This window comes from Streptomyces sp. CB01635 (genome assembly GCF_002803065.1).
Taxonomy (GTDB): Bacteria; Actinomycetota; Actinomycetes; order Streptomycetales; family Streptomycetaceae; genus Streptomyces.
Map to the genome: position 1 here is coordinate 902,129 of NZ_NNBL01000001.1, position 25,959 is coordinate 928,087.

Genomic DNA, 25,959 nt, shown 5'->3' on the forward strand with positions numbered 1-25,959 from the left:
CAACCGGAGAGGGGGCCCGAGCGTGACAATTCTGGAAAGCATCCGGGGGCCGCGCGATCTGAAGGCGCTGAGCGAGGATCAGCTCGGCGAACTGGCCGCGGAGATCAGGGAGTTCCTGATCCACGCGGTCGCGAGGACCGGCGGCCACCTGGGACCCAACCTCGGGGTGGTGGAGCTCTCGATGGCCCTGCACCGGGTCTTCGAGTCGCCCGTCGACCGGATCCTGTGGGACACCGGCCACCAGAGCTACGTACACAAGATGTTGACGGGTCGTCAGGACTTCTCGAAGCTGCGCGGGAAGGGGGGCCTGTCCGGCTACCCCTCGCGCGAGGAGTCCGAGCACGACGTCATCGAGAACAGCCACGCGTCCACCGCGCTCGGCTGGGCGGACGGCCTCGCCAAGGCGAACCAGGTCCTGGGCGAGCGGGGCCACGTCGTCGCCGTCATAGGAGACGGGGCGCTCACCGGCGGCATGGCCTGGGAGGCGCTCAACAACATCGCGGCCGCCAAGGACCGCCCGCTGATCATCGTCGTCAACGACAACGAACGGTCGTACGCCCCGACCATCGGTGGACTCGCCAACCACCTGGCGGCCCTGCGCACCACCGACAGCTACGAGAAGGTCCTGGCCTGGGGCAAGGACGTCCTCCTGCGCACCCCGGTCATCGGACACACCGTGTACGAGTCCCTGCACGGCGCCAAGAAGGGGTTCAAGGACGCCTTCGCGCCCCAGGGCATGTTCGAGGACCTGGGGCTCAAGTACGTGGGACCCATCGACGGGCACGACCTCGGCGCGGTCGAGTCCGCGCTGCGACGTGCGAAACGGTTCCACGGGCCCGTGCTCGTGCACTGCCTCACCGAGAAGGGCCGCGGCTACGAGCCCGCCCTCGCGGACGAGGCCGACCGGTTCCACACCGTCGGCGTGATGGACCCGCTCACCTGCGAGCCGCTCGCGCCGTCCAACGGCCCTTCCTGGACCTCGGTGTTCGGCGACGAGATCGCCCGCATCGGACGGGAGCGCGACGACGTCGTGGCGATCACCGCGGCGATGCTGCACCCGGTCGGACTCACCAAGTTCGCCGAGGAATTCCCCGGCCGGGTGTGGGACGTGGGGATCGCCGAGCAGCACGCGGCGGTCTCGGCGGCCGGACTCGCGACGGGTGGCCTCCACCCGGTCGTCGCCGTCTACGCCACCTTCCTCAACCGCGCCTTCGACCAGCTCCTCATGGATGTGGCGCTGCACAACTGCGGCGTGACCTTCGTCCTCGACCGGGCGGGCGTGACCGGCGTCGACGGTGCCTCGCACAACGGCATGTGGGACATGTCCGTCCTCCAGGTCGTACCGGGCCTGCGCATCGCCGCACCTCGCGACGCCGAGCAACTGCGGGCCCAGCTCCGGGAAGCAGTCACCGTGGACGACGCCCCGACACTGATCCGCTTCCCGAAGGAGTCCGTCGGCCCCGAGATCCCGGCGGTCGACCGGATCGGCGGCCTCGACGTACTGCACCGGGCCGACGACCCCGACGTACTCCTCGTCTCCGTCGGCGTGATGGCGCCGGTGTGCCTCCAGGTCGCGGAACTCCTGGCAGCGCGCGGCATCAACTGCACGGTGGTGGACCCGCGTTGGGTCAAACCCGTCGACCCGGACCTCGCGCCGCTCGCGGCACGGCACCGGCTCGTCGCCGTCGTCGAGGACAACAGCAAGGCGGCCGGCGTCGGCTCCGCCGTGGCGCTCGCGCTCGGCGAGGCCGAAGTCGACGTACCCGTACGGCGGTTCGGGATCCCCGACCAGTTCCTCGCGCACGCCAAGCGCGGTGAAGTGCTCGCGGACATCGGGCTCACGCCCGTCGAGATCGCCGGGCGGATCGGCACCAGCATGGCCCGCAGGGCCGAGACGGCGGCCCTCGTGGCCGGCAAGGAGAGCGACGACGTATGAGCAAGGAGTTCGATCTCGCAAGACTCCTGGCCGACCGCGGAGCCGAGCGCTACGAGCTGCACGCCAAGTACCTCAACCACCAGCTCCCGCGCATGCTGCACACCATCGGCTTCGACAAGGTCTACGAGCGGGCGGAAGGCGCCTACTTCTGGGACGAGGACGGCAACGACTACCTGGACATGCTCGCCGGGTTCGGTGTGATGGGCCTCGGCCGGCACCACCCCGTCGTCCGTAAGGCGCTGCACGACGTCCTCGACGCCTCACTCGCCGACCTCACCCGCTTCGACTGCCAGCCGCTGCCGGGCCTGCTCGCCGAACGGCTCCTCGCGCACAGCCCGCACCTGGACCGGGTCTTCTTCGGCAACAGCGGCACGGAGGCCGTCGAGACGGCGCTGAAGTTCGCCCGGTACGCCACGGGCAGGCCCAGGGTCCTGTACTGCGGACACGCCTTCCACGGGCTGACCACCGGGTCTCTGTCCGTGAACGGCGAGTCCGGATTCCGGGACGGCTTCGCGCCGCTCCTGCCGGACACCGCCGTGCCCCTCGGCGACCTCGACGCCCTGCGCGCGGAGCTCGCGAAGGGCGACGTGGCCGGGCTGATCGTCGAGCCCATCCAGGGCAAGGGTGTCCACGGGACGCCGCCCGGCTATCTGCGCGCCGCCCAGGAGCTGCTCCACCAGCACAAGGCTCTGCTCATCGCGGACGAGGTGCAGACGGGCCTCGGCAGGACGGGCGACTTCTACGCCTACCAGCACGACGAGGGCGTCGAACCTGACCTCGTCTGTGTGGCGAAGGCGCTCTCCGGCGGCTATGTGCCCGTCGGCGCGACGCTCGGCAAGGACTGGATCTTCAAGAAGGTCTACTCGTCCATGGACCGGGTCCTCGTGCACTCGGCCAGTTTCGGCTCGAACGCGCAGGCCATGGCCGCGGGCCTTGCCGTGCTCTCCGTGATGGAGAACGAGGAGGTCGTCGCGAACGCCCGGGCGACCGGTGAGCTCCTGAAGTCCCGGCTCGCCGCTCTCGTCGACCGCTACGAGCTGTTGAGCGACGTACGCGGCCGCGGCCTGATGATCGGCATCGAGTTCGGGCGGCCGAAGTCGCTGAAGCTGCGCAGCCGCTGGACGATGCTCCAGGCCGCGCGCAAGGGCCTCTTCGCGCAGATGGTCGTCGTGCCGCTGCTCCAGAAGCACCGGATCCTCACGCAGGTCTCCGGCGACCATCTGGAGGTCATCAAGCTGATCCCGCCGCTGATCATCGGGGAGCACGAGGTGGACCGCTTCGTCGAGGCGTTCACCGCCGTCATGGACGACGCGCACTCGGGCGGCGGGCTGATGTGGGACTTCGGCAAGACGCTGGTGAAGCAGGCGGTCGCCAACCGCTGACCGCTTCGCAGGGGCACCGCTCGGATTCGTACGGGTGCCTCTGGAAGGGCGACGCTGTTTGCCTCTGGGGCAAGAAATTTGCCCCAGAGGTACGACTCTGGCTCAATCGAGGGTATGAGCCCTGCCCCTCCGGAGCCGGCTCCGGAACCCACGGAGCTGCCCGCCGTCGCCCCGCAGCTGCGCGAACTACGGCGCCGCGCCGCCCTGACCCTGGAGGCCGCGGCCCGTGCCGCCGGGCTCTCGCCCGCGCACCTCTCCCGTCTGGAGACGGGCCGCCGTCAGCCGTCGCTCCCGATGCTGCTCGCTCTCGCCCGCACCTACGGTACGACGGTCTCCGAACTCCTGGGCGAGACGCCCGCCGACCGGGACGCGGTCGTGCGCTCCGGAGACATGGAGGCCACCGAGGCGGGCGGCTGGATCTACCGGCAGGCAGGCGCCCCGGGGCGCGGCATGCAGGCGCTGCGCGTCCATGTGCCGTTCGGCGCCCAGGGCGACATCGTGCGTGTCCACCCCGGTGAGGAGTGGCTGTACGTCCTCGAAGGGCGGCTGCGGCTGCGGCTCGGGGACACCGCGTACGCGCTCGCGCCGGGGGACAGCGCGCACTTCGACTCGCTCACCCCGCACCGGATCGCCGCCGCCGACCGCGACGGCGCCGAGCTCCTCTTCGTACACACCCTGCTGCAGAGCCCGTCCGCCGCGCTGTGTCTCGGCCCGGCGGCGGGTGGCAGCGAACGGCCCCAGGGAGGCCCTCGATGAGCGCAGAGCCCAACGACGTGACCGAGCCCGAGCGGCAGCCCGCCCGGCGTGACATCGAGGACAAGCTCCCGCGCGGCATCTGGGTGCGCCTGCTTGTCTACGTCTTCGCCGGGCACCTCGTCGCGGGCTTCATCTATCTGCTCTTCACGCTGGGGGCGTCACGCGGCTGACGCCCCTCACGCGGCCTGTCGGGTCCCGGCCTCAGTCGAGAAGGCGCTCGCGCAGCCGCTCGCGCTGGGCGGGGGACAGCTTGAGGCCCTCCTCCAGGTAGCGGTCGGTGGAACCCCACGTCTTTGCGACCGTCTCGAAGGCGGCGGCCAGGTATGTGGCGCGGGCGTCGAACAGGGGGCTCAGCAGCTCCATGACCTCGGGTGACATCGCGTCCTTCGAGGCGCTGCTGCGGTGCACCTTGTAGCGGCGGTGTGCCGCGTTCGACTCCAGGTAGTCCGCCTCGATGGCGTCGCGCTCCACACCCACGGCCAGGAGCGTGACCGCTATCGAGAGGCCCGCGCGGTCCTTGCCGGCCGCGCAGTGCATGAGCGCGGGCACGCTGTCCTCGGCGAGGGAGTGCAGCACCTGGCTGTGCTCGGCGGTGCGCTCCGCGATGATCGTCCGGTACGACGTGATCATGCGGTCCGCGGCCTGGCCCTCCGAGAGGGCGGCGCGCAGCTCGTCGAGGTTGCCGTCGCGCACCATCTGCCAGAACTCGGCCCCGTCCGCGGGGTCGGTCAGCGGCAGGTTCACGTTCCGCACGCCGGGCAGCGTGACGTCAGGGCCTTCGAGGCGCTGGTCGGCGGCGTTGCGGAAGTCGAAGATCGTGTGCAGCCCGAGCGAGGAGAGGAACGCGGCGTCCTCATCCGTGGCGTGCGCGAGGTGACCGCTGCGGAACAGCACGCCCTGCCTGACCCGACGGCCGTCCACAGTCGGGAGGCCACCCACATCGCGGAAGTTGCGCACTCCGGCCAACTCGGGCTCGGTGGACGGGACCTGCTGCGTCACGGGGGCTCCTCCCGGTCGGCCGCGGCGCTGCTCGCCTGCGGGCGCCTTCGACGATACGACATGACTGCCGGGGGCAATCATGTGAGAGGCGGCAGGCGATTGCATATCGAATGCCCGAAATGAACCGATAAATAGGCAATCGCAGCGTACGGGATAACTAACCCTGAAATGGCGCCATATGGTAGCCGATGGGTGAGCAGGGTCATAGCGGTGACCGTGCGTGGCGGCGGAGCCGAACGCGTTTCCAGTAGGTATCGCAGTCGCAAAGATCGTAAATAGACGGAGCGTGACGGCCTTTTCCGGAAAGGGCCGCTTAAGGATCAAGAACCGGACTGTCCAAGGGATTTCGCGCCTTGTCCCCGCGCTCCCCGCTCGCTTACGTTCAGCGCAATCCGGACGGACCGCCTCATCCTGCCGCCGCCCGGAATCCGCACATCGATCCGTGCTCGGCAGGAGCGGGGGACCCAGGTAGACCGCCGTATCCGGCACACCGGCCACGGCTCGGGGTGAAGCCGTGCCCGAAAGGGGTGCGGCCGGGCAGCTCCAGCCCGAACCCGACAGCTCACCTCGCAGGCGACGGAGAGGAATCCCCATGCCCGCGAAGGGTAAGCACCGCCGTCCCAAGTCCCAGGGCTTCGCACGCACGATCGTCGTTGCCGGAGTGGGTGGCGCCGCGCTCGCGCTGCCGCTGATGGGTGCCACCGGCGCCCACGCCGCGACTCCGGCGGCCGCTCACTCGGTCGCGCAGTCCGTCGCCGCTCCCGCCGTGGCCAAGACCTACGCCGTGAAGGGCGGGGACACCCTTTCGAAGATCGCCGACGAGCAGAACGTCAGCGGTGGCTGGAAGAAGCTCTACTCCGACAACCGCTCGGTCATCGGCGGCGACCCGTCCGTGATCCACCCGGGCCTGAAGCTGACGATCGGCCAGAAGGCCGCGGCCACCGCCACTCAGGCCTCCGCGCCCAAGGCCGCGGCGGCGACCACCACTGGTTCCGGCTACACGCTGCCCGTCCAGGGCGCCTCCATCGGTACGGCGTACAAGACCGCGGGCGCCATGTGGTCCAGCGGTTACCACACCGGTGTCGACTTCGTGATCCCGACGGGCACCCCGCTCAAGGCCATCGCCGCGGGTACCGTCGTGTCGGCCGGCCTTGACGGCGCGTACGGCAACGAGGTCGTCATCCAGCACGCCGACGGCAAGTACTCGCAGTACGCCCACATGTCGTCCCTCTCCGTCTCGTCCGGGCAGACCGTGACCGAGGGGCAGCAGATCGGCCTCTCCGGCGCGACCGGCAACGTCACGGGACCGCACCTGCACTTCGAGATCCGCACCACCCCCAGCTACGGCTCGGACGTGGACCCGGTCGCGTACCTCCGTGGGCACGGGGTCTCTCTCTGACCTCGATGGTGTGACGTGAGCGTGTGACGTGAAGGGGCGGGTCCGGTTCCGGGCCCGCCCCTTCGTCGCAGCCTCCTCCGCATCCCCGTCGTATTCCTGAAATCGCGAAACTGACCGGGTGGGCTATATCACGCCCCGTCAACCCCTTCCTACGGTCGCGTAGGTCACATCGCAGGGTGAAAGATGTGTGGTCGTGGCAAACGAATCGAGATCACTCAGCGGCGGCACGATTCGGTCCTACGCGGCGGTGGGGGACAGCTTCACCGAAGGCGTCGGGGACCCGGGTCCCGACGGGGCCTTCGTGGGCTGGGCCGACCGTCTCGCCGTCCTCCTGGACGACCGGACCCCCGAGCACTCCTTCCGGTACGCGAACCTCGCCGTGCGCGGCAAGCTCCTCGACCAGATCGTGGAGGACCAGCTCCCGCGCGCCGTCGAACTCGCCCCGGACCTGGTGACCTTCGCCGCCGGCGGCAACGACATCATCCGTCCCGGCACCGACCCCGACGACGTCGCGGAGCGCTTCGAGAAGGCCGTGGCCCGGCTGACCTCCGCCGTCGGCACGGTCATGGTGACCACCGGCTTCGACACCCGGGACGTCCCGGTCCTCAAGCATCTGCGCGGCAAGATAGCGACGTACAACGGGCATGTGCGCGCGGTCGCCGACCGCTACGGCTGCCCGGTGCTCGACCTGTGGTCTCTCAAGACCGTCCAGGACCGCCGTGCCTGGGACGGCGACCGGCTGCACCTCTCGCCCGAGGGTCACACACGGGTCGCGCTGCGGGCGGGGCAGGCGCTCGGCGTCGAGGTGCCGGCGGACCCGGACCAGCCGTGGCCGGCGCAGCCGCCGCGCGGCACGCTGGAGGTGCGGCGCGACGACATCCACTGGGCACGGGAGTTCCTCGTGCCGTGGATCGGCCGACGGCTGCGGGGCGAGTCGTCCGGGGATCATGTGGCGGCGAAGCGGCCGGACTTGCTGCCGCTCTGACGGGAACGGCGCGCGTCATGGGGGAGCTTGCCTTTGGGGGCGGCTCCCCCGCGCCATTTCTCCGGGGGTCACACCGTGCCCCCTGGGGAGCCCGACGTCGCGCCGCCGTCAGCTCGTCGTCGCAGCCGGCGTCGTCGCCGTCAGGTCCGCCCGCTCAAGTCCCAGCTCGCGGGCCAGCGCGTCGTCCACCCACTCCTGCATGCGCGTCCGTGAAACCGTCCCCGTGTACGCGGTCATCTGGACCGCGAGCCCGTCGAGGAGCGCAGTCAGGCGCAGCGCGGCGCCGGCCGGGTCCGGGCAGCGGAACTCGCCCGCCGCCACGCCTTCCGCGACGACCTCGGTGAGTGCCGCCTTCCACTGCTTGTCCAGGTCGCGGGTGACCTCCCGCAGCGCGGGCTCGCGCAGCGCCGCGGACCAGCCCTCGATCCACAGCCGCCACCCCTTGGCCTGCCCGGTCGGCGCGTACCACCGCACGGCCGAGCGCAGCCGGCGCAGCGCCGTCGTGCGCTTGCCCAGCAGCTTGCGCAGATGCGCCAGGTCACCCTCGGCGGCGTGCGCGAATGCGGCCGCGACGAGCTTTTCCTTCGTCGAGAAGTGGTACAGAACCAGCGCGTTGCTCACCCCGAGCGCTGCGGCGACGTCGGCGATGCGCACGGCTGCCACGCCCCGCGCCTCGATCTGCTCGATGGCGGCCCGCAGCAACTCTTCGCGCCGCTCGGCCACGCTCAACCGCACTCTTGCCACGCGGTAACCCTACACACGGGCGCCGACGGTGGGCGCCGGGCGGCGAACCCGGCGCGAACGCCTCGTGCACGACTCTTGACAGTGCCCAGTGGTGCCCGTCACAGTCTCGCTTACTGACTGGCCGTTCAGTCAATAGGCCGTCTCAAGAACAACTGTCACGCCCGTGCCCAGCCGTGCAGCAGGAGTTTCCCCGTGACCCAAGCGCCGCCGATACCGCCGACCGAGCCGTCCGCCACGGGCGCGCCCGACCTGCCTGACCTGTCAGAGGGCTGGGGTGAACAGCGCTCCAGGCTCAAGAAGGACCTGCGCAGGCTGGACGTGCTGTTCTTCCTGATCTGCACCCTGGTCGGCCTCGACACAATCGGCTCCGTGGCCGCGCAGGGTCCCCAGGGCCTGACGTGGATGGCGATCCTCGCCCTCGCGTTCTTCCTCCCGTACGGGCTGCTCGTGGCCGAACTCGGCTCGGCCTTCCCCGTGCAGGGCGGCCCCTACGTATGGACGCGCCTGGCGTTCGGGCGGCTCGTCGCCGGTGTGAACCAGCTCCTCTACTGGATCTCCAACCCCGTCTGGGTGGGCGGCAGCCTGTGCATCATCGCGCTCACCACGTGGGAGGAGTTCTTCACCCCGCTGCCGGGACTCTGGAAGTACGCGGCCGGCCTCGTCTTCATCTGGGGCGGCGCACTGGCCGTCGTGCAGTCCGTGCGCATCGGCAAGTGGGTGCCCATCGCGGGCGCCGTCGCCCGGATCGTGCTCCTCGGGTTCTTCCTGATCTCCGTGGTGGTGTTCGCCGTCCAGCACGGCGTACACGCGCTGCCCGCAGGGGAGTTCGTCCCGACGTACGCCGGTTTCGTGGCACTGGTCCCGGTCCTGATCTTCAACTACGTCGGCTTCGAACTGCCCAGCTCCGCGGCCGAGGAGATGACGAACCCCCGGCGCGACATCCCCCTGTCGATCCTGCGCTCCGGCTTCGCGGCCGTCCTCCTCTACGGCGGCCCGATCCTCGGCATCCTCTTCGTGCTGCCCAGCCAGGAGATCGGCAGCCTCGGCGGCTTCATCGACGCCTGCAAGGCCGTGTTCACGGTCTACGGCGGTTCGATCGCGGCCGACGGCACGGTCACGCTCACGGGCCTCGGCTCCGTATTCGGCGGGGTCGCCGCGGCGGGCCTGATCATCGGCCTGCTCACCTCGGGCGTCACCTGGGCCATGGGCGCCCACCGCGCGCAGGCCGTCGCCTGCGCGGACGGCGCGGGTCCGGCGTGGCTCGGCCGCATCTCCGAGAAGCACGGGACGCCGGTACGGGTGAACCTGCTCTCCGCGGTGCTCGGCTCGATCCTCTTCGTGGTCGCCCTCAACCTCACGGGCGGCAACGGCGAGAAGTACTTCGCGGCGGGCCTCGGCCTGACGATCTGCACCACCTTCATCTCGTACGTCATCACGTTCCCCAGCCTCGCCGTGCTGCGCCGCAAGTACCCGGACACGCCACGCCCGTACGCCGTCCCGGGCGGACGCGTGGGCGCGTGGGTCGTGAGCGTCCTCGCCACCGGGTTCGTGGCGTTCACCGTGATCGTGCTGATCTGGCCGGGCTTCGGGGTCGGCTGGTTCGGCTCGGCGGGCAACGCGGCGGACTCGCTGCCGGAGTCGTTCGCCGGTGAGCGGGCCCAGTACACACTGAGCCAGGTGGTGCCCCTGGTGCTCTTCGTCGGCATCGGGCTCGTCTTCTACGCGACGGGGACGAGGACGCGCAGGCGCGTCGGCTAGTAGCGCGCTCACGCGCAAGGGAGGGCCTTCCCCGTGGCGGGGAGGGCCCTCCGGCGTGTCGGATCCCGACGGACGCCTCGTCGGGTCAGACGCCGACGAACTGGTAGTCGCGCACGATGCGTCCGTCCTGCGCCACGACAACGAACTCCAGTCCCCCGCCCGTCACTTCGCCGCTCCGGGTGATGACCGACTCCCAGCGGAACGTGACGACGTCGTTCAACTGCTGTGCGTGCGCGGCCGTCGCCCTGAAGGTGTACTCGCCGGTCGCCACGAACTCCTCGTGGGCCCGCGTCACCCGTGCCTCCAGCTCGTCGTGTCCGCGCGCCTCCAAGGCGGCCGTGGGGAAGCCGAGGCGTACGGCCGTCTCCTGCAACTCCCGTGGCGGCAGGAGGGCGTGCACGCCGTCCGGGGACCACAGGGCGTGCACTGCCTTGCGGCGCAGCTCGGGGTCCCGCTCGTTCCAGACGGCCGCGTACCGGCCGGCCAGCTCCTGTGCGTCGATGTGAGGCATGGACTCGCTCTCTTCCTGTCCTGTCCCTGATGGCTGTCGGTGATGGGTGAACTGTGCGTGGCGGGGTGCGGCGCGACAATTCCCCGCAGGGAATGGCCCGTAGACGTGTCGTCGGGTAGACACGGTCCGGTGACGATGCAGGCGGAACCGGTTGAGGCGGGGACAGGGGCAGGGCCCTCGGACAGGGCGGCGCAGGGCGGGCTCGGTGGCGCGTTGCGTGAGTGGCGTGTGCGGCGGCGCGTCAGCCAGCTGGAGCTGGCCACGCGCGCGGGGACCACGCAGCGGCATGTCAGCTTCGTGGAGAGCGGCCGCTCGGTGCCGGGTCGCGCGATGGTCGTACGCCTGGCGGAGGCGCTGATGGTGCCGCTGCGGGAGCGCAACGCCCTTCTCCTTGCGGCGGGTTACGCGCCTGCGTACCAGGAGTCGCACTTCGGGGGCCCACAGCTGTCCGCCGTTCGTACGGCACTGGAGCGCATCATGGAGGCGCATCTGCCGTATCCGGCGGTCATCATCGACCGGCGGGCGGATCTCGTGGCGGCCAACGCCGCCTTCGGCGCGCTGACCGAAGGGGTCGATCCGGCGCTGCTCTCGGCGCCCGTGAACATCGCGCGCGTGCTGCTGCATCCGCGCGGCCTCGCGCCGCGGATCGTGAACCTGGACGAGTGGGCCTGGCACGTCATCGACGGACTGCACGACGAGTCCGTCCGGAATTCCAACCGAGCTCTTACGGAGCTGGTCGCCGAACTGGAGGACATGGTGCCGGACCGGCCCCGACAGGCCGGTCCGGACTACCTCGGCTTCGCCGTCCCGCTGCGACTGCGTACGGAGCGCGGCGAGCTGCGCCTCCTGAGCACGCTCACCCATTTCGGGACAGCGGTCGACGTCACGCTCGCCGAGCTGAAACTGGAGGCGTTCCTACCGCTCGACCAGGAGACCGCCGCCCTCCTCGCCGATGCCATGGAGGGGCGCCGGTGATGCGCCGTCCTGGTCGAGGACCCCGTGCGCGTCGAGTGCGATGGCACCGCCCGGGTGCACGAGCAGGGGATTGACCTCCAGTTCGGCCAGCTCCGGATGGTCGACGGCGGCTCGTGCGACCGCGCACACGGCGGCGGCCGCCGCGTCCAGATGCGCTCCGGGCGCGCCGCGCCAGCCCGTCAGCAGCGGCGCATGCCGCAGCCGCAGGAGCAGCGCACGCGCGCGTGCCGGCGTCAGAGGCGCGAGGGCCAGCGCCGTGTCGGCGAGCAGTTCGGCGGTGACCCCTCCGATGCCGACCATGACGAGGGGCCCGAACGACGGGTCCCGCCGTACGCCGACGATCAGTTCGTGTCCGTACGGTGGTGTGGCCATGGCCTCCACGGCGTAGCGGTCCGCGCCCGTCGCCGCCTTCATGCGGGCGAACGCGGCCCGCAAGGCGTCGGCGTCGGTGATCGACAGGGCGACCCCGCCCGCCTCGGTCTTGTGCGCGATCCCCATCGCCTTGAGGGCGAGCGGATACCCCGTCCGGTGCTCCGCCGCCTCCACGGCCCCGTCCGCGTCGGTCACGAACTCGGCTGCGGGAAAGGCGAGTTGATAGGAGGCAAGCAGCTCCCGCACGCTCTCGTAACCGCCGTCCGCCAGCCGGTACATCGCCGGGGCCGGCGGATCCTCGCGGGCGGGCGGAGGGCCCGTGAGGCGGGCCGCCGCGGCGACGGCGGACGCGGCCTGCTCGATGCGCTCGTAGACGGGCACACCGCGCTGCCGCAGAACCGTCAGGGCGGGGGTGTCACGGGCCATCGTGTGCACCACGAGGGCACGCCCGGATGTGACGGCGGCGTCCGCGAGGGCGTGTGCGACCTCGCATTCGCGTTCCGCCTGGGCCGGGTTGGCGGTCGCGTAGTCGCCGAAGTAGCCCGTGAGGACGACGGCGTCGGTGTCTCCTGAGTGCAGCAGAGTGCCCGCCACGCGCGCGTAGTTGCCGAGGTCGGCCTCACCCGCGCCCGCCAGGTCGACCGGATTGCCACACCCGGCACCGCCCGGCAGTTGCTCCGCCACCGTCTCGCGCGTGCCGTCCGCGAGGGCGGGAACGTCGAGTCCCTGTGCGGCGAACGCGTCGGCGGCGAGAGCGCCTTGGCCGCCGCTGTCCCCGACCACGGCGACGCTGCGCAGGCGAGGCGACGGGCCGGCCGCCGCGTGACCCGCATCCCGGTGGCGTACGCCCTGTGCCAGCAAGTACACCGCCGTGTCCACCAGTTCGCCCGCCGTGTCGAGCAGCAGGGCGCCGGCGTCGCGGCACACCGCCTCCACCGTGGCGCGCGTGCTCACCAGGGCGCCCGTGTGGGACGCGGCGGCGCGCCCGGACGCGGCGCTTCGCCCCACGGTCAGGAGCAGGACGGGCTTCCCGGCGGCGTGCGCTGCCGCCAGGACCTGTGCGAGCCGCCGGCCGTCGCGGAAGTCCTCGATGTACGCGGCGAGCGCTCTCGTGGGCCCGTGCGCGATCAGTGACTCCAAGGCGTCCGCCGCGTCGATGTCCCGCTGGTTGCCCAGCGACACGAACCGGGAGAAGCCCTGCCCGGAGCGCGCGAGGAGTCGGCCGATCTCCAGGGCGAGATTCCCGCTCTGGGACACGAGGCCGAGGCCGCCCGAGGGGAACTCGCCCCAGCTGAGCCGCAGTTCGCTCGTCGTGTCCACCACGCCCATGCAGTTCGGCCCGAGCAGCCGCGCTCCCCGGGCCGTGACGAGATCGGCGAGCGCCCGCTCCTCCTCGGCGGTGGCGCCGCCCGACGTGATCACGGTGAAACACCGGGCGCCCGCCGCGAGACCGTCCGTGACCACTGGCCGCACATGGCGGGGCGGCACGGCGACGACGACGTGCTCGGGCGGTACGGGCAGCGACGCGAGATCCGGCAGGAACGGTTCACCGTCCAAGGCACCCCCGCGGTGGTTGACGAGGTGGACGGTCCGGCGGTCACGGCCCGACAGGGCTCCCGACGCCAGCCAGTAGCCCCACTTCTCCGGGTTGTCGGACGCCCCGACGACGGCGACCGACCGAGGGTCGAAGAGCGCGTCGAGGCCCACGCGCGCGTGCACACCGGCGTCCGGCGGGGGCGGCGTCACCTGTACCACCCGAACCGCTCCGCGATCACCGGAAGACGGTCCGCGACGATCGCGTGCGCGGCGGCGCGCGGCGTCGTCCCGTCCGCCTCGGCCCGTGCCAGCATCTGGTCGATCAGCGCGCGCATGGAGCGCCGCGTGTACGCGAACGCCTCGTCCGCGTCGGCCTCGATGTCCCCGAACAGCGTCCACCACCACCAGGCGTTCGTACCGGAGTTGACGACCACGTCGGGCAGGACCGTGATGCCGCGCCGCGCGAGCAGCTCCTCCGCCTCGGGCAGCACGGGCATGTTGGCGGCCTCGACGATCCAGCGCGCCGTGATCAGTTCCTGGTTCGCCGCGTCCACCGCGTACGACACGGCGGCGGGCACGAGGACCTCGGCGTCGGCCGACAGCCAGGCGTCGCCAGGCAGTTCACAGTCGCCCTCGCGCAGCGCGGAGCGGTCCACCGTCCCGTAGGCGTCACGGGCGGCGAGGAGCGCGTCCACGTCCAGGCCTTCGGGGTTGGCGACGGTGCCTTTCACGTCGGCGACCGCCACGACCCGCAGACCCGCGCGCGCCAGGAACCGGGCGGTCGCCCCGCCCATGGTGCCCAGGCCCTGCACGGACACCCGGGTGCCCTCGTACGGGACGCCCGCGCGGTCCAGGGCCGCGAGCACCGACTCGGCGACCCCGCAGCCGCCGACGAGCTCGTCGAGGCCGATGCCGTCGACGTCGACCGCGAAGGCGTCGGCGAGGCGCCGGCGCGCGGCCGCCTCGTCGTCGAGCAGCGGGTAGACGGCCTGGATGGACGAGACGAGCCCGGCCTCCTCGGCCGCCCTGTCGACGAGGTCCTGGGTGAGCCCCAGGTCCTCGCCGGTCGTCCAGAACGACTCGATGTAGGGCCGCATGGCGCGCAGATAACGCACGAGGACGCCGTACGCCTCCGGGTCCTGAGGGTCGCAGTCGATGCCGCCCTTGGCGCCGCCCAGGGGGATGTAGCGGCCCTGAGGGTTGTAGTGCAGGGCCTCCTTCATCGTCATCCCGCGCGCGAGGCCCGCGACCTCGTCGAGGGTGCAGCCCTGACGCATCCGGAGCCCGCCGCTGGACACGCCGCGCACCAGCCGGTCGACGACGAGGTAGCCGTGCCTGCCGGTGACGTGGTCGGTCCAGGTGAGCGACATCAGGGGGGTGGCGGGCGCGGTCATGCGGTCTCCTCGGGGACGGTGATCAGGGTGGGTCCGGGGGTGGCCAGGGCACGGGTCAGGAGCGCGGCGAGTTCGCCGGGGGAGTGCGCGGGGGCGCCCCTGCCACCGAAGGCCCGCGCGAGGCCGGCGAGGTCCACGCGTGCGTGGTCGACTGCGGCCGGTGTGTCGCCGCGCGCGGCCATCTCGTCGCGGATCTCGCCGTAGCCGCCGTTGTCGAACACGACGACGGGCAGCGGCAGTTGGAGCTGCGCGGCCGTGGCCAGCTCCTGTACCGAGAACTGGAGCCCGCCGTCCCCGCTGATCGCGACCACCTGCCGGTCGGGGCAGGCGGTCTTCGCACCGATCGCGGCGGGCAGCGCGTAGCCGAGCGTGCCGAACCCGGTGGGGTGCAGATAGCGCCCCTCGGGACCGACGGGGAGGTGCGGGAGCGCGCCGTAGTAGCAGCACTGGGCGCTGTCGGAGGTCACCACGGCATCGGCCGCGAGGACGCTCCTGATCGCCTCGAGATACGGCACCCAACGAGTGTCACGCGCGCGTGTCTCGTCGTCGCGGGCGGCGCGCACGGCGGCCGTGGTCCGCGTGGCCGCGTCCGTGGACGCGGGGCCCGGCACCTCGGCGAGCCGCTCCTTCAACGCCTGCATCGTCGCCTGCGCGTCGCCCACCAGGGCGACGTCCGCGGGGACACCCGCGTACATCTGCGCCGGATCGACGTCGACACGGATCAGCCTGCCGTCGAGCGCGGGCGGCGCGGACCACAGGTCCGACTCGGCGAGCTCCGTTCCGACGGCGAGTACGACGTCGCAGGCGGCCAGCCACTTCTGTACCGAGGGGCTGTGCAGGGACACACCGAGGGCGAGGGGATGCCGTTCGTCGACGATGCCCTTGCCGTTCGCGGTGGTCGCCACCGGAGCGCCCAACTGCTCAGCCAGTGCCCGGCATTGCTCGGCCGCACCGCGTGCGCCACCGCCCAGGACCAGGCCGGGGCGCACCGCGCCGGCGAGGAGGGCGGCCGCCGTGTCGAGCGACGCACCGTCCGCCGCACGGGGCGCCAGCAGCGGAGCGCGCCGTACCGGCCCGGCGGGCTCCGTAGCCTCGAGCAGGTCGAGCGGCACCTCGATGTGCACGGGCCGCGGCCTCTCCGTACGGAACAGGCTGAACGCGCGCGCCACCGCCGCCCCGATCTCCTCCACCGAGGACACCCGATGGCTGAACGCCGCCACGTTCCGCAGCGCCTCCGTCTGGCTGCGCATCTCGTGCAGCAGACCCGTCGACTGGCGCGGATGGCGCAGCGGCATGCCCGGCGACACCACGAGGAGCGGCACGCTGTCCGAGTACGCCTGCCCGATCGCGGCCGCGATGTTCAGGAGAGCGGGCCCCGTCGTCGTGATCGCCACCCCGGGATCGCCCGTCACGCGCGCGTAGGCGTCGGCCGCGTACCCGGCGCCCTGCTCGTGACGCGGCGCGACATGCGTGATGCCGTACGCCGCCAAGTGCCGGTAGATCTCCAGGTTGTGGGTCCCCGGGATGCCGAACGCGGTGGAGACCCCATGGGCGGCGAGTGCCCTGACGAGCGCCTCGCCGCCGGTCGACGTCCGCATCTGTTCCGTCACCGTCTCCTCGGTCACAGCGACCTCGATATGACCAGGCGCATGATGTCGGAGGTGCCTTCCTCGATCTCCTCCAGCTTGGCGTCCCGCATCCACTGCTCGACCGGGAACTCCCGCGAGTAGCCCCACCCGCCGAGCGTCTGCACCGCCGCCCAGGTGCAGTACGCCGCCGTCTCCGACGCGGTCAGCTTGGCCATGGCCGCCTCGGCGGTCGCGTCGAGTCCGGCGTCCAGCCGCCGCGCGGCGCGCCACGTCATCAGACGGGACTGCTCGATCCGCGTCCGCATGTCCGCGAGGCGGAACGCCACGGCCTGGTGCTCGATGATCGGCTTGCCGAACTGCACGCGCGTGCGTGCGTAGTCACGCGCGTACTCGTACGCGGCCCGTGCCACACCCGTGGCGGCCGCGCCGAGGACGGCGCGCGAGATGTCGAACGTTCGCATGAGGCCGGCGAAGCCCTGCCCCTCGTCGCCGAGTCGGTCGACGTCGGGCACGAACACGTCGGAGAAGAACACCTCGCGGCACACGATCGCGCGCTGGCCCATCTTGCGCATCGGCTCACCGAACGTGAGCCCCTCGGCGCCCTTGCGCAGCAGGAACGCCGTGACACCGCGCGAGCGCTGCGTAGGGTCCGTCTTGGCGAACACGACGTACTGCTCGGCCTCGCCCGCGTTCGAGATCCAGGCCTTCTGGCCGTTCAGGAGGTAGCCGCCCGCCGTGCGCGTCGCGGTCGTCACGATCGACGCGGCGTCGGACCCGGAGCCCGGCTCGGTCGTCGCCAGCGAGGTCATGGGGGTGTCGGCACCGGCCAGCGGCGTCAGCCACGCGCGCTTCTGCTCCTCGGTACCGAGCTCCATGACGGGGTCGGCGAAGAAGCCGTTCGAGCAGAGGAGGTTGCCGATGCCCAGGTCGCCGACGCACAGCTCTTCCTGGACGAGGACCTGCGTGAACACGTCGGTGAACCCGCCGCCCCCGTACTCCTCGGGCAGCATGAACCCGGTGATGCCGACCTTCGCGGCCGCGCGCCACAGATCCCAGGGTGTCTCCACGTCCGCCTCGTCCACGGCGCGCCCGCGCGGCCGGATCTCCTCACGCGCGAACGTCCTCGTGAGGTCCACGATGTCCCGCTGCTCCGGGGTGAGGGGGACCAGCTCGATGGGGAGCTCTGACACGGTGCCTCCAGAAACTGACGGATACCGACGAGGGGATCACCGACCGGCGCGGATCGCTGCCCCGATTACTGAATCGCCAGTCAGTATCTGAGGCCGCGAAGACCGGTGTCAACGCAACCGGCTACTGAATGAAGGATCAGTTTTTCGACGCGACTTCCTGGCGCGACTCTCCGGCGCGGCTGCGGCGAGGTGCCCGGCTCCCGGCTCGCGGCTCGAGGCTCGCGGGGAGGTTCGAGCGGGATGCGGGCGAGTTACTGGCCGTAACGCCGAGTGACGTGGGTGCGACGGGTCCGGGGCGTGCCTTGGAATTCCCTGTGTGTCCGGGTCCCGGATCGGGCACTGTCGGCGGGGCCGCCCATAATGGAATCCCTGATCGACCCACCGGGAGGCGCTGTGTCACGTTCGCTGAGCTCCGGGCTCCGCCCGCTGCGGCCTGCCGCTTTCGGCGCGGACCCGGCAGGAGAGCGACTCGAGCGGATCCGGAGGTCGCCGAACTTCGCGGACGGCAGCTTCCAGAACCCGGTGGGCGCACGCACCAGGCCCGCGGGTTCCATGATCGAGTTTGCGAAGGTCTTCTTCGCCAAGGAGGGGCGCGTCCGCCGGGCGCCCACGGGCACCGTCCCCGTGCACTCCACGACCCTCGCCGACCTCGCGAAGCCCCCGGCGAGCGGCCTGCGGCTCACCTGGATGGGACACTCCAGCGTCCTCGCCGAGATCGACGGCAGCCGCGTGCTCTTCGACCCCGTCTGGGGCGAGCGCTGCTCGCCGTTCAACTTCGCGGGCCCCAAGCGACTGCACCCCGTACCGCTGCCGCTCGCCGCGCTCGGCCCGGTGGACGTCGTGGTGATCTCCCATGACCACTACGACCACCTCGACCTGCCCACGATCCGGGCGCTGGCCGACACGGACGCGGTCTTCGCGGTGCCGCTCGGCGTCGGCGCGCACCTGGAGCACTGGGGCGTTCCCGCGGACCGCCTCCGCGAGCTCGACTGGAACGAGCAGACGAAGGTGGCGGGGCTGACCCTGACGGCCACACCCGCGCGCCACTTCTGCGGCCGCGGCCTGCGCAACGAGCAGCACACCCTGTGGGCGTCCTGGGTCGTCGCCGGTCCCGAGCACCGCGTCTACCACAGCGGTGACACCGGCTATTTCCCCGGCTTCAAGGACATCGGCGCGGAGCACGGGCCGTTCGACGCGACGATGATCCAGATCGGCGCGTACAGCGACTTCTGGCCCGACATCCACATGCGTCCAGAAGAGGGCATGCGCGCCCACATCGACCTCCAGGGCGGGCCCGGCGGCGGGCCGATGCTCCCGATCCACTGGGGCACGTTCAATCTGGCGCCGCACCCGTGGGCCGAGCCCGGCGAGGGTACGTTCGCGGCGGGGCAGCAGGCCGGTGCCAAGGTCGCGCTCCCGTGCCCGGGCGAGCCCTTCGAACCCACGGCCGTGACGCTGCCCGCCCAGCCGTGGTGGCGCGGCATCGCCACGCAGCCGGCGGAAGGATGGCCCGAGACGGCGCCGGCGGACCGGCCGGACACCGGCGCGACACCGAGTGGCACGGGTGCCGGGGCCGGCTCCGGCGAGCAGGAGGCTGTGCCGGCGGTTTGAGCGGGTCGATGAGATCCGGTCTCTCAGCCCCCGAACTCCCCTCACCGACCCGAGCCGCTGGTGTGCCCGTCGGGTCGTCCAGCGGGCGGAAGTGCAGGAGCGGGCCGCTGCTTCCGGGTTCGGGGCCGTCGTAGCTCCGGTGGTGTTCACCGGCCCGCAGCCGGTGACGTTCAACGGCCCAGCAGAACGACCTTGTTACGGGCCAGCCATCGGCGTTCCGCGTCGATCTCCTCGGCGTCGCCGCGCCGCAGCATCAGGTTCCACGGGGCCCTGCCGTGCCCACCCTGCTCACGGATGCGGGCCGCCTCGCGCACCTGCATGCGGTCCAGCGCCGCCAGTACCGCGTCCGGCCCGATGTCGCCGCCGTAGGCCTCGCAGAGGCCGAGGAACCGCTCGTGCACCGGAGCGCCGTCCGGGAAGCCGCAGCGAGCCTGCACCCCCGCGTCACGCAGCGGCACCGCGTACCAGGCGAGTTGGGCCAGATCGTCGACCGGTTCGCCGGGCTCGACGAAGTCCCAGTCGATGAACCCGGCCAGTCGATCGCCGCTCCAGACGGAGTTCCACATCCCCAGATCGCCGTGGCGCACGATCAGGCCCGGGCGCCACCGTGCGTCCGGCGCAAACCACTCGGCGTCCTGCGGCGGCCGGAAGCCGCGAACGGCCTCGTGGTAGTCGCGGGCCCACCGCCCCAACTGCCGCAGACCCACCGCGCCTTGGAGGGCCGGCCCCCACGGGTTCATCCCCGGCTCGCCGTGCAGCAAGGACAGCACCTCGCGGCCGTCCTCGTCGAAGCCCAGTACCCGCGGAGCGCCGTGGAATCCGGCCGCCTCGAGGTGGGCGAGCAACGCGTGCACCAGCGGGGTCCAACGGCCGGGAGGGCGCCGGATGGTGTCGCCCACCCGTTGAACCGTCGTCACGGTGCCCTGGTCTGTTCCGCCGTCCTCGATCACGCCGGAGAGCGTATCTGCAGGCCGGCGCCCACATCAGTTCGACGGCCGCTCCCGACAGGCTCCGCCTCCGCTGCGACGTCTCTCCGACGATGGAACACCCGTACCCATGACCGGTCGGGCGTCCGGAACTGTTATCGGTCTGTCGTACGAAGCCTCATACCAGAGCGGGACCTGGGCCGCCGGACTTTGGCAACTGCCCACCGCATGTGAGCCGTCCCCGACTACCGTGTGTGTTCGCTGAGCGACGCAGCGGCGGCATTCCCACCCGCTCCCGGCCGGGAGCGCGATGCCGCCTGCCCGCCTCGCGCCGACCCGCAGGAGCCCCCACGTACGAGGACGCCGAATGTCTCACCTTCGCCCGCCGGCCCCCCGAGCAGACCGCCGAGAGGGCGGTCGGCACGGCAGGCCGGGCGGCCGGTCCGTCCCCCCGCAGCCCGAGACCCACATACGGCCCCAGCTTCTGCGCCTTGCCGTACTGCCCCCGCTCGCCGTCGCCCTGAGCGCCAGCGCGGCCGTTCTCTTCACCGTCCGCTCCACGGGCGCCCGCCCCGGGCTCGCCCTCTGGGCCGTCCTCGCCGGAGCGTGCCTCGTCACCCTGGCCGGCATCGTGATCGCCGCCGTGGCCGCCGACCGGGCGGCCAGGACCGTACGCGAACGGGTCGGTGTCCTGCGCCGTGCGAGTGCGCGCGGGCAGGGTGAACTGCGCGGTCTCGTGGAGCAGTTGCGTAAGGGTGAGGGGCCGCCGCCCCGCAGGCAGCCTCCCGCGCCCGCCCCGGACGCCGACGAGTTCGACCTGCTGGCCGCGGACATGACGCGCGCCCAGGACGTGGCCGTCACCGCCGTCGTCCAGGCGTCCCAGCTCTCCAGCCACGCGGGCAGCGAACAGAAGGTCGAGGTCTTCGTCAATCTGGCCCGGCGCCTGCAGTCCCTCGTGCACCGCGAGATCTCGATCCTCGACGAACTGGAGAACGACGTCGAGGACCCCGACCTGCTCAAGGGCCTCTTCCACGTCGACCACCTCGCCACCCGGATCCGCAGGCACGCCGAGAACCTGGCCGTGCTCGGCGGCGCCGTGTCCCGGCGCCAGTGGAGCCGCCCGGTCTCCATGACCGAGGTCATGCGGTCGGCCATAGCGGAGGTCGAACAGTACTCACGGGTCAAGCTCGTCCCGCCGGTCGACGGCACCCTGCGCGGGCACGCCGTCGCCGACTGCATCCACCTGCTCGCCGAACTCGTCGAGAACGCCACCGTGTTCTCGGCCCCGCACACCCAAGTCCTGCTCCGCGCCAACACCGTCACGTCCGGTCTCGCCATCGAGGTCGAGGACCGCGGCCTCGGAATGCCCGTCACCGAGCAGAACAAGATGAACACGCTGCTCGCCGACCCGGACCAGGTCAACGTCGCGAGCCTGCTCCAGGACGGGCGCATCGGCCTCTTCGTCGTCTCGCAGCTCGCCCGCAGACACGGCATCACGGTCCGGCTCCAGAGCAATATCTACGGTGGTGTGCAGGCGGTCCTCGTCGTGCCGCAGAGCCTGCTCGGCGGCGACGAGAACGAGCCCGCGCCGAGGCCACGGAGCGCCGCGGACGCGACGGACGACAGCGCGCAGACCATGCACCAGCGGCACCAGGCGCATGAACGGCGACTCTCGCAACACCAGAGCCAGCAGGAACGGCAACACCAACTCGAACGGCAACCTCAGCCGCAGTCCCACCGCCGGCCACCCCAGCCCCAGCCCCAGCCCCAGCCCCAGAACCAGCTCCACCGTCCCCCTCAGCCCGACCTTCAGCCATTCGACCCCCAGCAGTACCCGGCACCCCATCAACCCCCGCCGCCCCGCGAGACCCCGCACGCCGGCGTGGCCGTCGTCCCGCGGCAGCCTCAGGGCGGGGCTTCCGACGGCGGGCATTCCGGGGCGAACGGCGTCGCGCCTCCCCTCCCGCTGCGTACCGCCAGGGAGGAGCGACGGACACCCGCCGACGCGCTGCCCGGCATCCGTTCGGAGGACCGGCAGGCCACCGGGGAGCACACGCCCCTCCAGCCGACCCCGGTCAACGGCGCCGTACGCGGGACCATGGGGCGGCCCCAACTCCCCAAACGGCGCGTCCAGGAACACCTCGCGCCGCAACTGAGGGGCGGCCCGGCGCAGCGGCAGGAGCGCCCCGAGAACGAGGCGCCCGTACTCCACGACCCGGGTCTGATGGCGGCGTTCCAGCGCGGCATCGGGCTCGCGGAGGCGGCCGAGGCGCGAGACCTGACCCTCGGTGTGCGCGACCTGCCTCAGGCCGGTCCCGAGTCGGCCGGCGGGCCCGCCACCGGGTCACTCGCCGCCTACGAACCGGACGCACGGCACGACGGGAGCGACACGGCCGGATGACGTTCGCCCGGCCCCTGCGCTCCCGGCCCCCGTGTGCCTACCCCCGGTGCGCCCGCCAAGTGCCGCAAGCAGCCCCCCACTTCCCACAGTCAACGCACCCCCAGCAGTCCACCAAGGAGTCGATCCCCCATGGCGAGCGATGTGCCGACGGGTCATGTGTCCGATCTCGACTGGCTGATGAGCGGCCTCGTCCAGCGTGTGCCGCACACCCGCAGCGCCGTCCTCCTCTCGTCCGACGGGCTGGTCAAGTCCGTCCACGGCCTCGACGCCGACAGCGCCGACCACATGGCGGCCCTGGCGTCGGGCCTGTACTCCCTCGGCCGTAGCGCGGGCGTCCGTTTCGGGGACGGGGGTGAGGTCCGGCAGGTCGTCGTCGAGCTGGACTCCACCCTGCTGTTCGTCTCCACCGCGGGCTCCGGCACGTGCCTCGCCGTGCTCGCCGGGCGTGAGGCCGACGCCGCGGTACTCGGCTACGAGATGGCCATGCTGGTCAAGAGCGTGCGCCCGTACCTGATGACCGCGCCCCGCCAGCACGCGGCCGAACCCACGGCGATGAGGAACTGAGCATGACGGCCCCGCAGGACGGGCCGTGGCTCGACGCAGCGGCCGGCCGCCTCGTCCGCCCGTACACGGTGAGCAACGGGCGGACGCAGCCGACCACTGCGCTGGATCTCCTGTCGCTGGTGATGGCGACCGGGGCCACCCCGCTCGGCTACTTAGGGCCCGAACACGGTGAGGCGCTCAAACTGTGTGCCCACCCCACATCGGTCGCGGAGATCGCGGCCCATCTGAAACTCCCCGCCGCCGTCACGAAGGTCCTGCTGTCCGACCTCGTCGACTGCGGGGCGATCACCACCAAGCCCCCCACGTTCCACGACAACCCCACTGACCGGTCCCTACTGGAGGCAGTGCTCGATGGACTACGACGACAGCTCTGACGCCTTCCCCACCGCGCTGAAGATCCTGGTCGCGGGTGGCTTCGGTGTCGGCAAGACGACCTTCGTCGGCGCGGTCAGCGAGATCGCCCCGCTGAGCACGGAGGAGCTGCTCACCACGGTCAGCGCCGAGACCGACGACCTCGAAGGCATCGAGAACAAGGTCGAGACGACGGTCGCGATGGACTTCGGGCGGATCACCCTGGACCCGGAACACGTGCTGTATCTGTTCGGCACGCCCGGGCAGGAGCGCTTCTGGTTCATGTGGGACGAGCTCTCCGAGGGGGCGCTCGGCGCGGTGATCCTCGCGGACACCCGCCGTCTCGAGGACTGCTTCGCCGCCGTCGACTTCTTCGAGGAGCGCGGCATGGGGTTCATCGTGGCCGTCAACGAGTTCGACGGCGCCTACCGTTACGACCCCGACGAGGTGCGGGCCGCCATCGACCTCGACCCGCAGGTGCCCGTCGTGCGGTGCGACGCGCGGATCTCCAGCTCGGGCATCCAGACCCTCCTCACCCTCGTCAGGCACCTCCTGGCCCACGCCCCCGCCCAGACGACGTACGGGGCCCACACGTGATGGCGTCAGACGGTGACTGTCCCGCCGTCGGGGAACGTGATTCGCACCTGCCCGTCGTCTCCGGGGTCCGCCACGCATGAGATGGACTCGCGCAGGGCCTGTGGGTGCACGACGTCGCGCGTCAGGACCGCGAGCGTGACGTGCACGCTGGATCCTCCGGGGTGGCCGGTCGAGCGGAGGTACGGCGTCGCCGAGTGCGGGCCGTAGGCGTTGGCCTCGACCTCCCGCGCGATACCGGACTCCTCGTCCCAGCCGTGCAGCGCCACCACCGCGCTGGTCATCCCGGACTCCGTGCGCGTCAGCGCCCAGCCCGGGCCCCGCTCGGCGTGGACGCTGGTCTCGTCGGCGACCGCGTAGCCGCCCTCGCGGACCGTCACGCCCGCGGGAGCCTGCACCCGGTGCACGCGGATCTCCCACGGACCGTGCAGGACGGTCGTCGACTCGATCGGGAACTCCTCGTCGAATCCCGGCAGTTGGGCGTCATGGCGGGACGAGGCGGCGCGCCCCTCGCAGGAGATCGGGTGGATACGGCGCCTCCGCGACGGGGTGCCGTCCTCCGCGACGAGGGCCACATGGTTGTCGACGGTCCGCTTCCAGGCGTGCGGCGCCGACTCGGGCGCCGTCGCCGTGGAGTAGGCGAGCTTCGCGTAGTGCGGATCGTCCGTGGCGGGACCTTCGAGCGGGTTGTGGTCGCTGCCGTGGTTGATCAGCCGCACGATCCCGTCGTGGGGCGTGCCGTGCAGCAGCCAGCCGGGCGCGGGCAGCGCGGTGTACTGGATGGCCCGCTCGGACTTCTCGACGGGCAGCTGCGCCTCGCGCTCGGTCCACACCGGATGGTCGGCGGGCAGCAGCAGTCCGAGGAACCCCTTGCTCGCCCAGTACGGCGAGGCGGGGCCCGAGTACGCCTGTGTCGTCGGCAGGAACGTCCCGTACCAGCCGAGCGGCAGCAGGCCCCGCTCGTCGGGGACGCCGCGCTCCACGAAGTGCCGCGCGGTGCCCGACGCGAGGCGTCTCGTGAGCCCCGGCTCCAGTGGGGTGCAGTCCGCGAGCGCGCCCATCCACACGGGCGCGGTGGCGGCGAAACGGTACGTCAGTGAGCGGCCCTGGTGCACGGGTGCGCCGTCACCGCCGAAGAAGTGCGGGTAAGTGGTGAGGAACTGCGACAGGCGCTCCCGGTAGACCTTCGCGCGGCCGCCGTCGCCGTCCGGGCCCGCCATCCGCGCCCACAGCAGCGGGTACAGATGCATGGCCCAGCCGATGTAGTAGTCGAAATTGCGGCCGTCCCCGTCCGTGTACCAGCCGTCGCCGACATACCAGTCCTCGATGCGGTCGAGGCCGCCGTCGATGTCGTCCTGGCTGTACGGGGCTCCGACCGAGGCCAGGAACTGCTCCGAAACCACCTGGAACAGACGCCAGTTGTTGTCCCAGGTGCGGCCGCCGACGAATCCGGAGAACCAGTCCACGATCCGCTCCTGGACCCGGGAGTCGAGCTTGTCCCAGATCCAGGGGCGGGTCTCGTGCAGCCCGATCGCGATGGACGCCGCCTCCACCATCTGCTGGGAGCAGTCGGTGAGTTCGGGCCACGCCTCGCCGTCGAGGCCCGTGCCGCGCCCTCGGTTCGTGCCGGTTGTCAGACCCTCCGCGTAGCGTTCTACGAGTCGGGGATCCACGTTCCCGCCCGCGCCCGCGATGCGGAAGGAGGCCAGCAGGAATGACCGCGCGAACCCCTCGAGCCCGTCCGACACGACCCCCGACCAGCTGGCCCGCCCCGGCAGCCGGTACTGCGCGAACCCAGGCGTCGCGTACGGGACGAGCGCCTCCAGCTGCCGGTCGGCGAGCGCCTCCCAGTGGGCCCGCGTCCAGCCCGTGAGCGGGGACAGGACACGGTCGGTGGGCGGCAGCGAGAGGTGTGGTGCGGGCATGGGGGCGTGTCGCTCCTTGATCGGAAGTGGCGGGCCGGGGTGACCCTATGCGTGCCTGGGA

22 protein-coding genes and 1 riboswitch are annotated in these 25,959 nt (G+C 71.6%); of the genes, 13 read left to right on the plus strand and 9 right to left on the minus strand.

What is annotated here, in order from left to right:
- Positions 1 to 22: 22 nt before the first annotated feature.
- From dxs to CG723_RS46795, 4 genes are all read left to right on the plus strand, one after another.
- Positions 23 to 1,936: a 1-deoxy-D-xylulose-5-phosphate synthase gene (gene dxs, locus CG723_RS03795; protein ID WP_100591701.1), complete on the plus strand. Its 1,914-nt coding sequence runs from the start codon at positions 23 to 25 to the stop codon at positions 1,934 to 1,936.
- Positions 1,933 to 3,318: an aspartate aminotransferase family protein gene (locus CG723_RS03800; RefSeq protein ID WP_100591702.1), complete on the plus strand. Its 1,386-nt coding sequence runs from the start codon at positions 1,933 to 1,935 to the stop codon at positions 3,316 to 3,318. Before dxs ends, CG723_RS03800 begins: the two co-directional genes overlap by 4 nt.
- A 114-nt stretch (positions 3,319 to 3,432) precedes the next feature.
- The gene (locus CG723_RS03805; RefSeq protein ID WP_100591703.1) at positions 3,433 to 4,074 is read left to right on the plus strand and encodes a helix-turn-helix domain-containing protein; all 642 of its coding nucleotides are present in this window, start codon (positions 3,433 to 3,435) and stop codon (positions 4,072 to 4,074) included.
- On the plus strand, positions 4,071 to 4,244 hold the full coding sequence (locus CG723_RS46795) for a DUF6126 family protein (RefSeq protein WP_199841643.1): 174 nt from the start codon (positions 4,071 to 4,073) through the stop codon (positions 4,242 to 4,244). The genes CG723_RS03805 and CG723_RS46795 overlap by 4 nt, the downstream gene beginning before the upstream one ends.
- A 31-nt stretch (positions 4,245 to 4,275) precedes the next feature.
- Here CG723_RS46795 and CG723_RS03810 read toward each other — a convergent pair whose 3' ends face one another.
- Positions 4,276 to 5,073 carry a tyrosine-protein phosphatase gene (locus CG723_RS03810; protein WP_100591704.1) on the minus strand — a complete coding sequence of 266 codons (798 nt, stop codon included), beginning with the start codon at positions 5,071 to 5,073 and terminating at the stop codon, positions 4,276 to 4,278.
- A 408-nt stretch (positions 5,074 to 5,481) separates the two neighbouring features.
- Positions 5,482 to 5,662: riboswitch (cyclic di-AMP (ydaO/yuaA leader) on the plus strand.
- Between the two features lie 3 nt (positions 5,663 to 5,665).
- Between CG723_RS03810 and CG723_RS03815 the strand changes: the two genes are divergently transcribed.
- Both CG723_RS03815 and CG723_RS03820 read left to right on the plus strand, forming a co-directional pair.
- The gene (locus CG723_RS03815; RefSeq protein ID WP_100591705.1) at positions 5,666 to 6,472 is read left to right on the plus strand and encodes a M23 family metallopeptidase; all 807 of its coding nucleotides are present in this window, start codon (positions 5,666 to 5,668) and stop codon (positions 6,470 to 6,472) included.
- 193 nt (positions 6,473 to 6,665) lie between these two features.
- A complete protein-coding gene (locus CG723_RS03820; protein ID WP_100591834.1) occupies positions 6,666 to 7,457 on the plus strand; it encodes an SGNH/GDSL hydrolase family protein in 792 nt (263 codons plus the stop codon).
- 108 nt (positions 7,458 to 7,565) lie between these two features.
- Here CG723_RS03820 and CG723_RS03825 read toward each other — a convergent pair whose 3' ends face one another.
- On the minus strand, positions 7,566 to 8,201 hold the full coding sequence (locus CG723_RS03825; protein ID WP_100591706.1) for a TetR/AcrR family transcriptional regulator: 636 nt from the start codon (positions 8,199 to 8,201) through the stop codon (positions 7,566 to 7,568).
- Between the two features lie 192 nt (positions 8,202 to 8,393).
- Here CG723_RS03825 and CG723_RS03830 point away from each other — a divergent pair, with 192 nt between their 5' ends.
- Positions 8,394 to 9,959, plus strand: coding sequence for an APC family permease (locus tag CG723_RS03830; protein ID WP_100591707.1), 1,566 nt, complete (start codon positions 8,394 to 8,396; stop codon positions 9,957 to 9,959).
- Between the two features lie 85 nt (positions 9,960 to 10,044).
- Here the strand turns inward: CG723_RS03830 and CG723_RS03835 are convergent, their stop codons facing one another.
- Positions 10,045 to 10,470: a hypothetical protein gene (locus CG723_RS03835; protein WP_100591708.1), complete on the minus strand. Its 426-nt coding sequence runs from the start codon at positions 10,468 to 10,470 to the stop codon at positions 10,045 to 10,047.
- A 135-nt stretch (positions 10,471 to 10,605) separates the two neighbouring features.
- Between CG723_RS03835 and CG723_RS03840 the strand changes: the two genes are divergently transcribed.
- Positions 10,606 to 11,445, plus strand: coding sequence for a helix-turn-helix domain-containing protein (locus CG723_RS03840; RefSeq protein WP_100591835.1), 840 nt, complete (start codon positions 10,606 to 10,608; stop codon positions 11,443 to 11,445).
- Here the strand turns inward: CG723_RS03840 and CG723_RS03845 are convergent.
- From CG723_RS03845 to CG723_RS03860, 4 genes are read right to left on the minus strand one after another with little or no spacing between them, the layout of a single operon-like run.
- Positions 11,386 to 13,563 carry an acetate--CoA ligase family protein gene (locus tag CG723_RS03845; RefSeq protein ID WP_234374109.1) on the minus strand — a complete coding sequence of 726 codons (2,178 nt, stop codon included), beginning with the start codon at positions 13,561 to 13,563 and terminating at the stop codon, positions 11,386 to 11,388. The two genes, CG723_RS03840 and CG723_RS03845, sit on opposite strands and share 60 nt — an antisense overlap.
- Complete coding sequence (locus tag CG723_RS03850) at positions 13,560 to 14,747, minus strand: glutamate dehydrogenase (RefSeq protein ID WP_100591709.1); 1,188 nt, start codon at positions 14,745 to 14,747, stop codon at positions 13,560 to 13,562. The genes CG723_RS03845 and CG723_RS03850 overlap by 4 nt, the downstream gene beginning before the upstream one ends.
- Positions 14,744 to 16,372, minus strand: coding sequence for a 5-guanidino-2-oxopentanoate decarboxylase (locus tag CG723_RS03855; RefSeq protein WP_234374110.1), 1,629 nt, complete (start codon positions 16,370 to 16,372; stop codon positions 14,744 to 14,746). The genes CG723_RS03850 and CG723_RS03855 overlap by 4 nt, the downstream gene beginning before the upstream one ends.
- The gene (locus CG723_RS03860; RefSeq protein ID WP_100591710.1) at positions 16,369 to 17,526 is read right to left on the minus strand and encodes an acyl-CoA dehydrogenase family protein; all 1,158 of its coding nucleotides are present in this window, start codon (positions 17,524 to 17,526) and stop codon (positions 16,369 to 16,371) included. The genes CG723_RS03855 and CG723_RS03860 overlap by 4 nt, the downstream gene beginning before the upstream one ends.
- Positions 17,527 to 17,886: 360 nt before the next feature.
- Between CG723_RS03860 and CG723_RS03865 the strand changes: the two genes are divergently transcribed.
- Positions 17,887 to 19,137, plus strand: coding sequence for an MBL fold metallo-hydrolase (locus CG723_RS03865; protein ID WP_100591711.1), 1,251 nt, complete (start codon positions 17,887 to 17,889; stop codon positions 19,135 to 19,137).
- Positions 19,138 to 19,307: 170 nt separating this feature from the next.
- On the opposite strand, the gene CG723_RS03870 is transcribed toward CG723_RS03865, so the two are convergent.
- Positions 19,308 to 20,087: a phosphotransferase gene (locus tag CG723_RS03870; RefSeq protein ID WP_100591712.1), complete on the minus strand. Its 780-nt coding sequence runs from the start codon at positions 20,085 to 20,087 to the stop codon at positions 19,308 to 19,310.
- 343 nt (positions 20,088 to 20,430) lie between these two features.
- Between CG723_RS03870 and CG723_RS03875 the strand changes: the two genes are divergently transcribed.
- The 4 genes from CG723_RS03875 (at position 20,431) to CG723_RS03890 (ending at position 23,976) form a co-directional block, all read left to right on the plus strand.
- Positions 20,431 to 22,464, plus strand: coding sequence for a sensor histidine kinase (locus CG723_RS03875; RefSeq protein WP_234374112.1), 2,034 nt, complete (start codon positions 20,431 to 20,433; stop codon positions 22,462 to 22,464).
- 129 nt (positions 22,465 to 22,593) lie between these two features.
- Positions 22,594 to 23,028 carry a roadblock/LC7 domain-containing protein gene (locus CG723_RS03880; RefSeq protein WP_100591713.1) on the plus strand — a complete coding sequence of 145 codons (435 nt, stop codon included), beginning with the start codon at positions 22,594 to 22,596 and terminating at the stop codon, positions 23,026 to 23,028.
- 2 nt (positions 23,029 to 23,030) lie between these two features.
- Positions 23,031 to 23,402: a DUF742 domain-containing protein gene (locus CG723_RS03885; protein ID WP_100591714.1), complete on the plus strand. Its 372-nt coding sequence runs from the start codon at positions 23,031 to 23,033 to the stop codon at positions 23,400 to 23,402.
- Entirely contained in the window at positions 23,380 to 23,976 is a 597-nt protein-coding gene (locus tag CG723_RS03890; protein ID WP_100591715.1) for a GTP-binding protein, read from the plus strand. The genes CG723_RS03885 and CG723_RS03890 overlap by 23 nt, the downstream gene beginning before the upstream one ends.
- 5 nt (positions 23,977 to 23,981) lie before the next feature.
- On the opposite strand, the gene CG723_RS03895 is transcribed toward CG723_RS03890, so the two are convergent.
- Positions 23,982 to 25,898 carry a DUF2264 domain-containing protein gene (locus tag CG723_RS03895; protein ID WP_100591716.1) on the minus strand — a complete coding sequence of 639 codons (1,917 nt, stop codon included), beginning with the start codon at positions 25,896 to 25,898 and terminating at the stop codon, positions 23,982 to 23,984.
- Positions 25,899 to 25,959 lie beyond the last annotated feature (61 nt).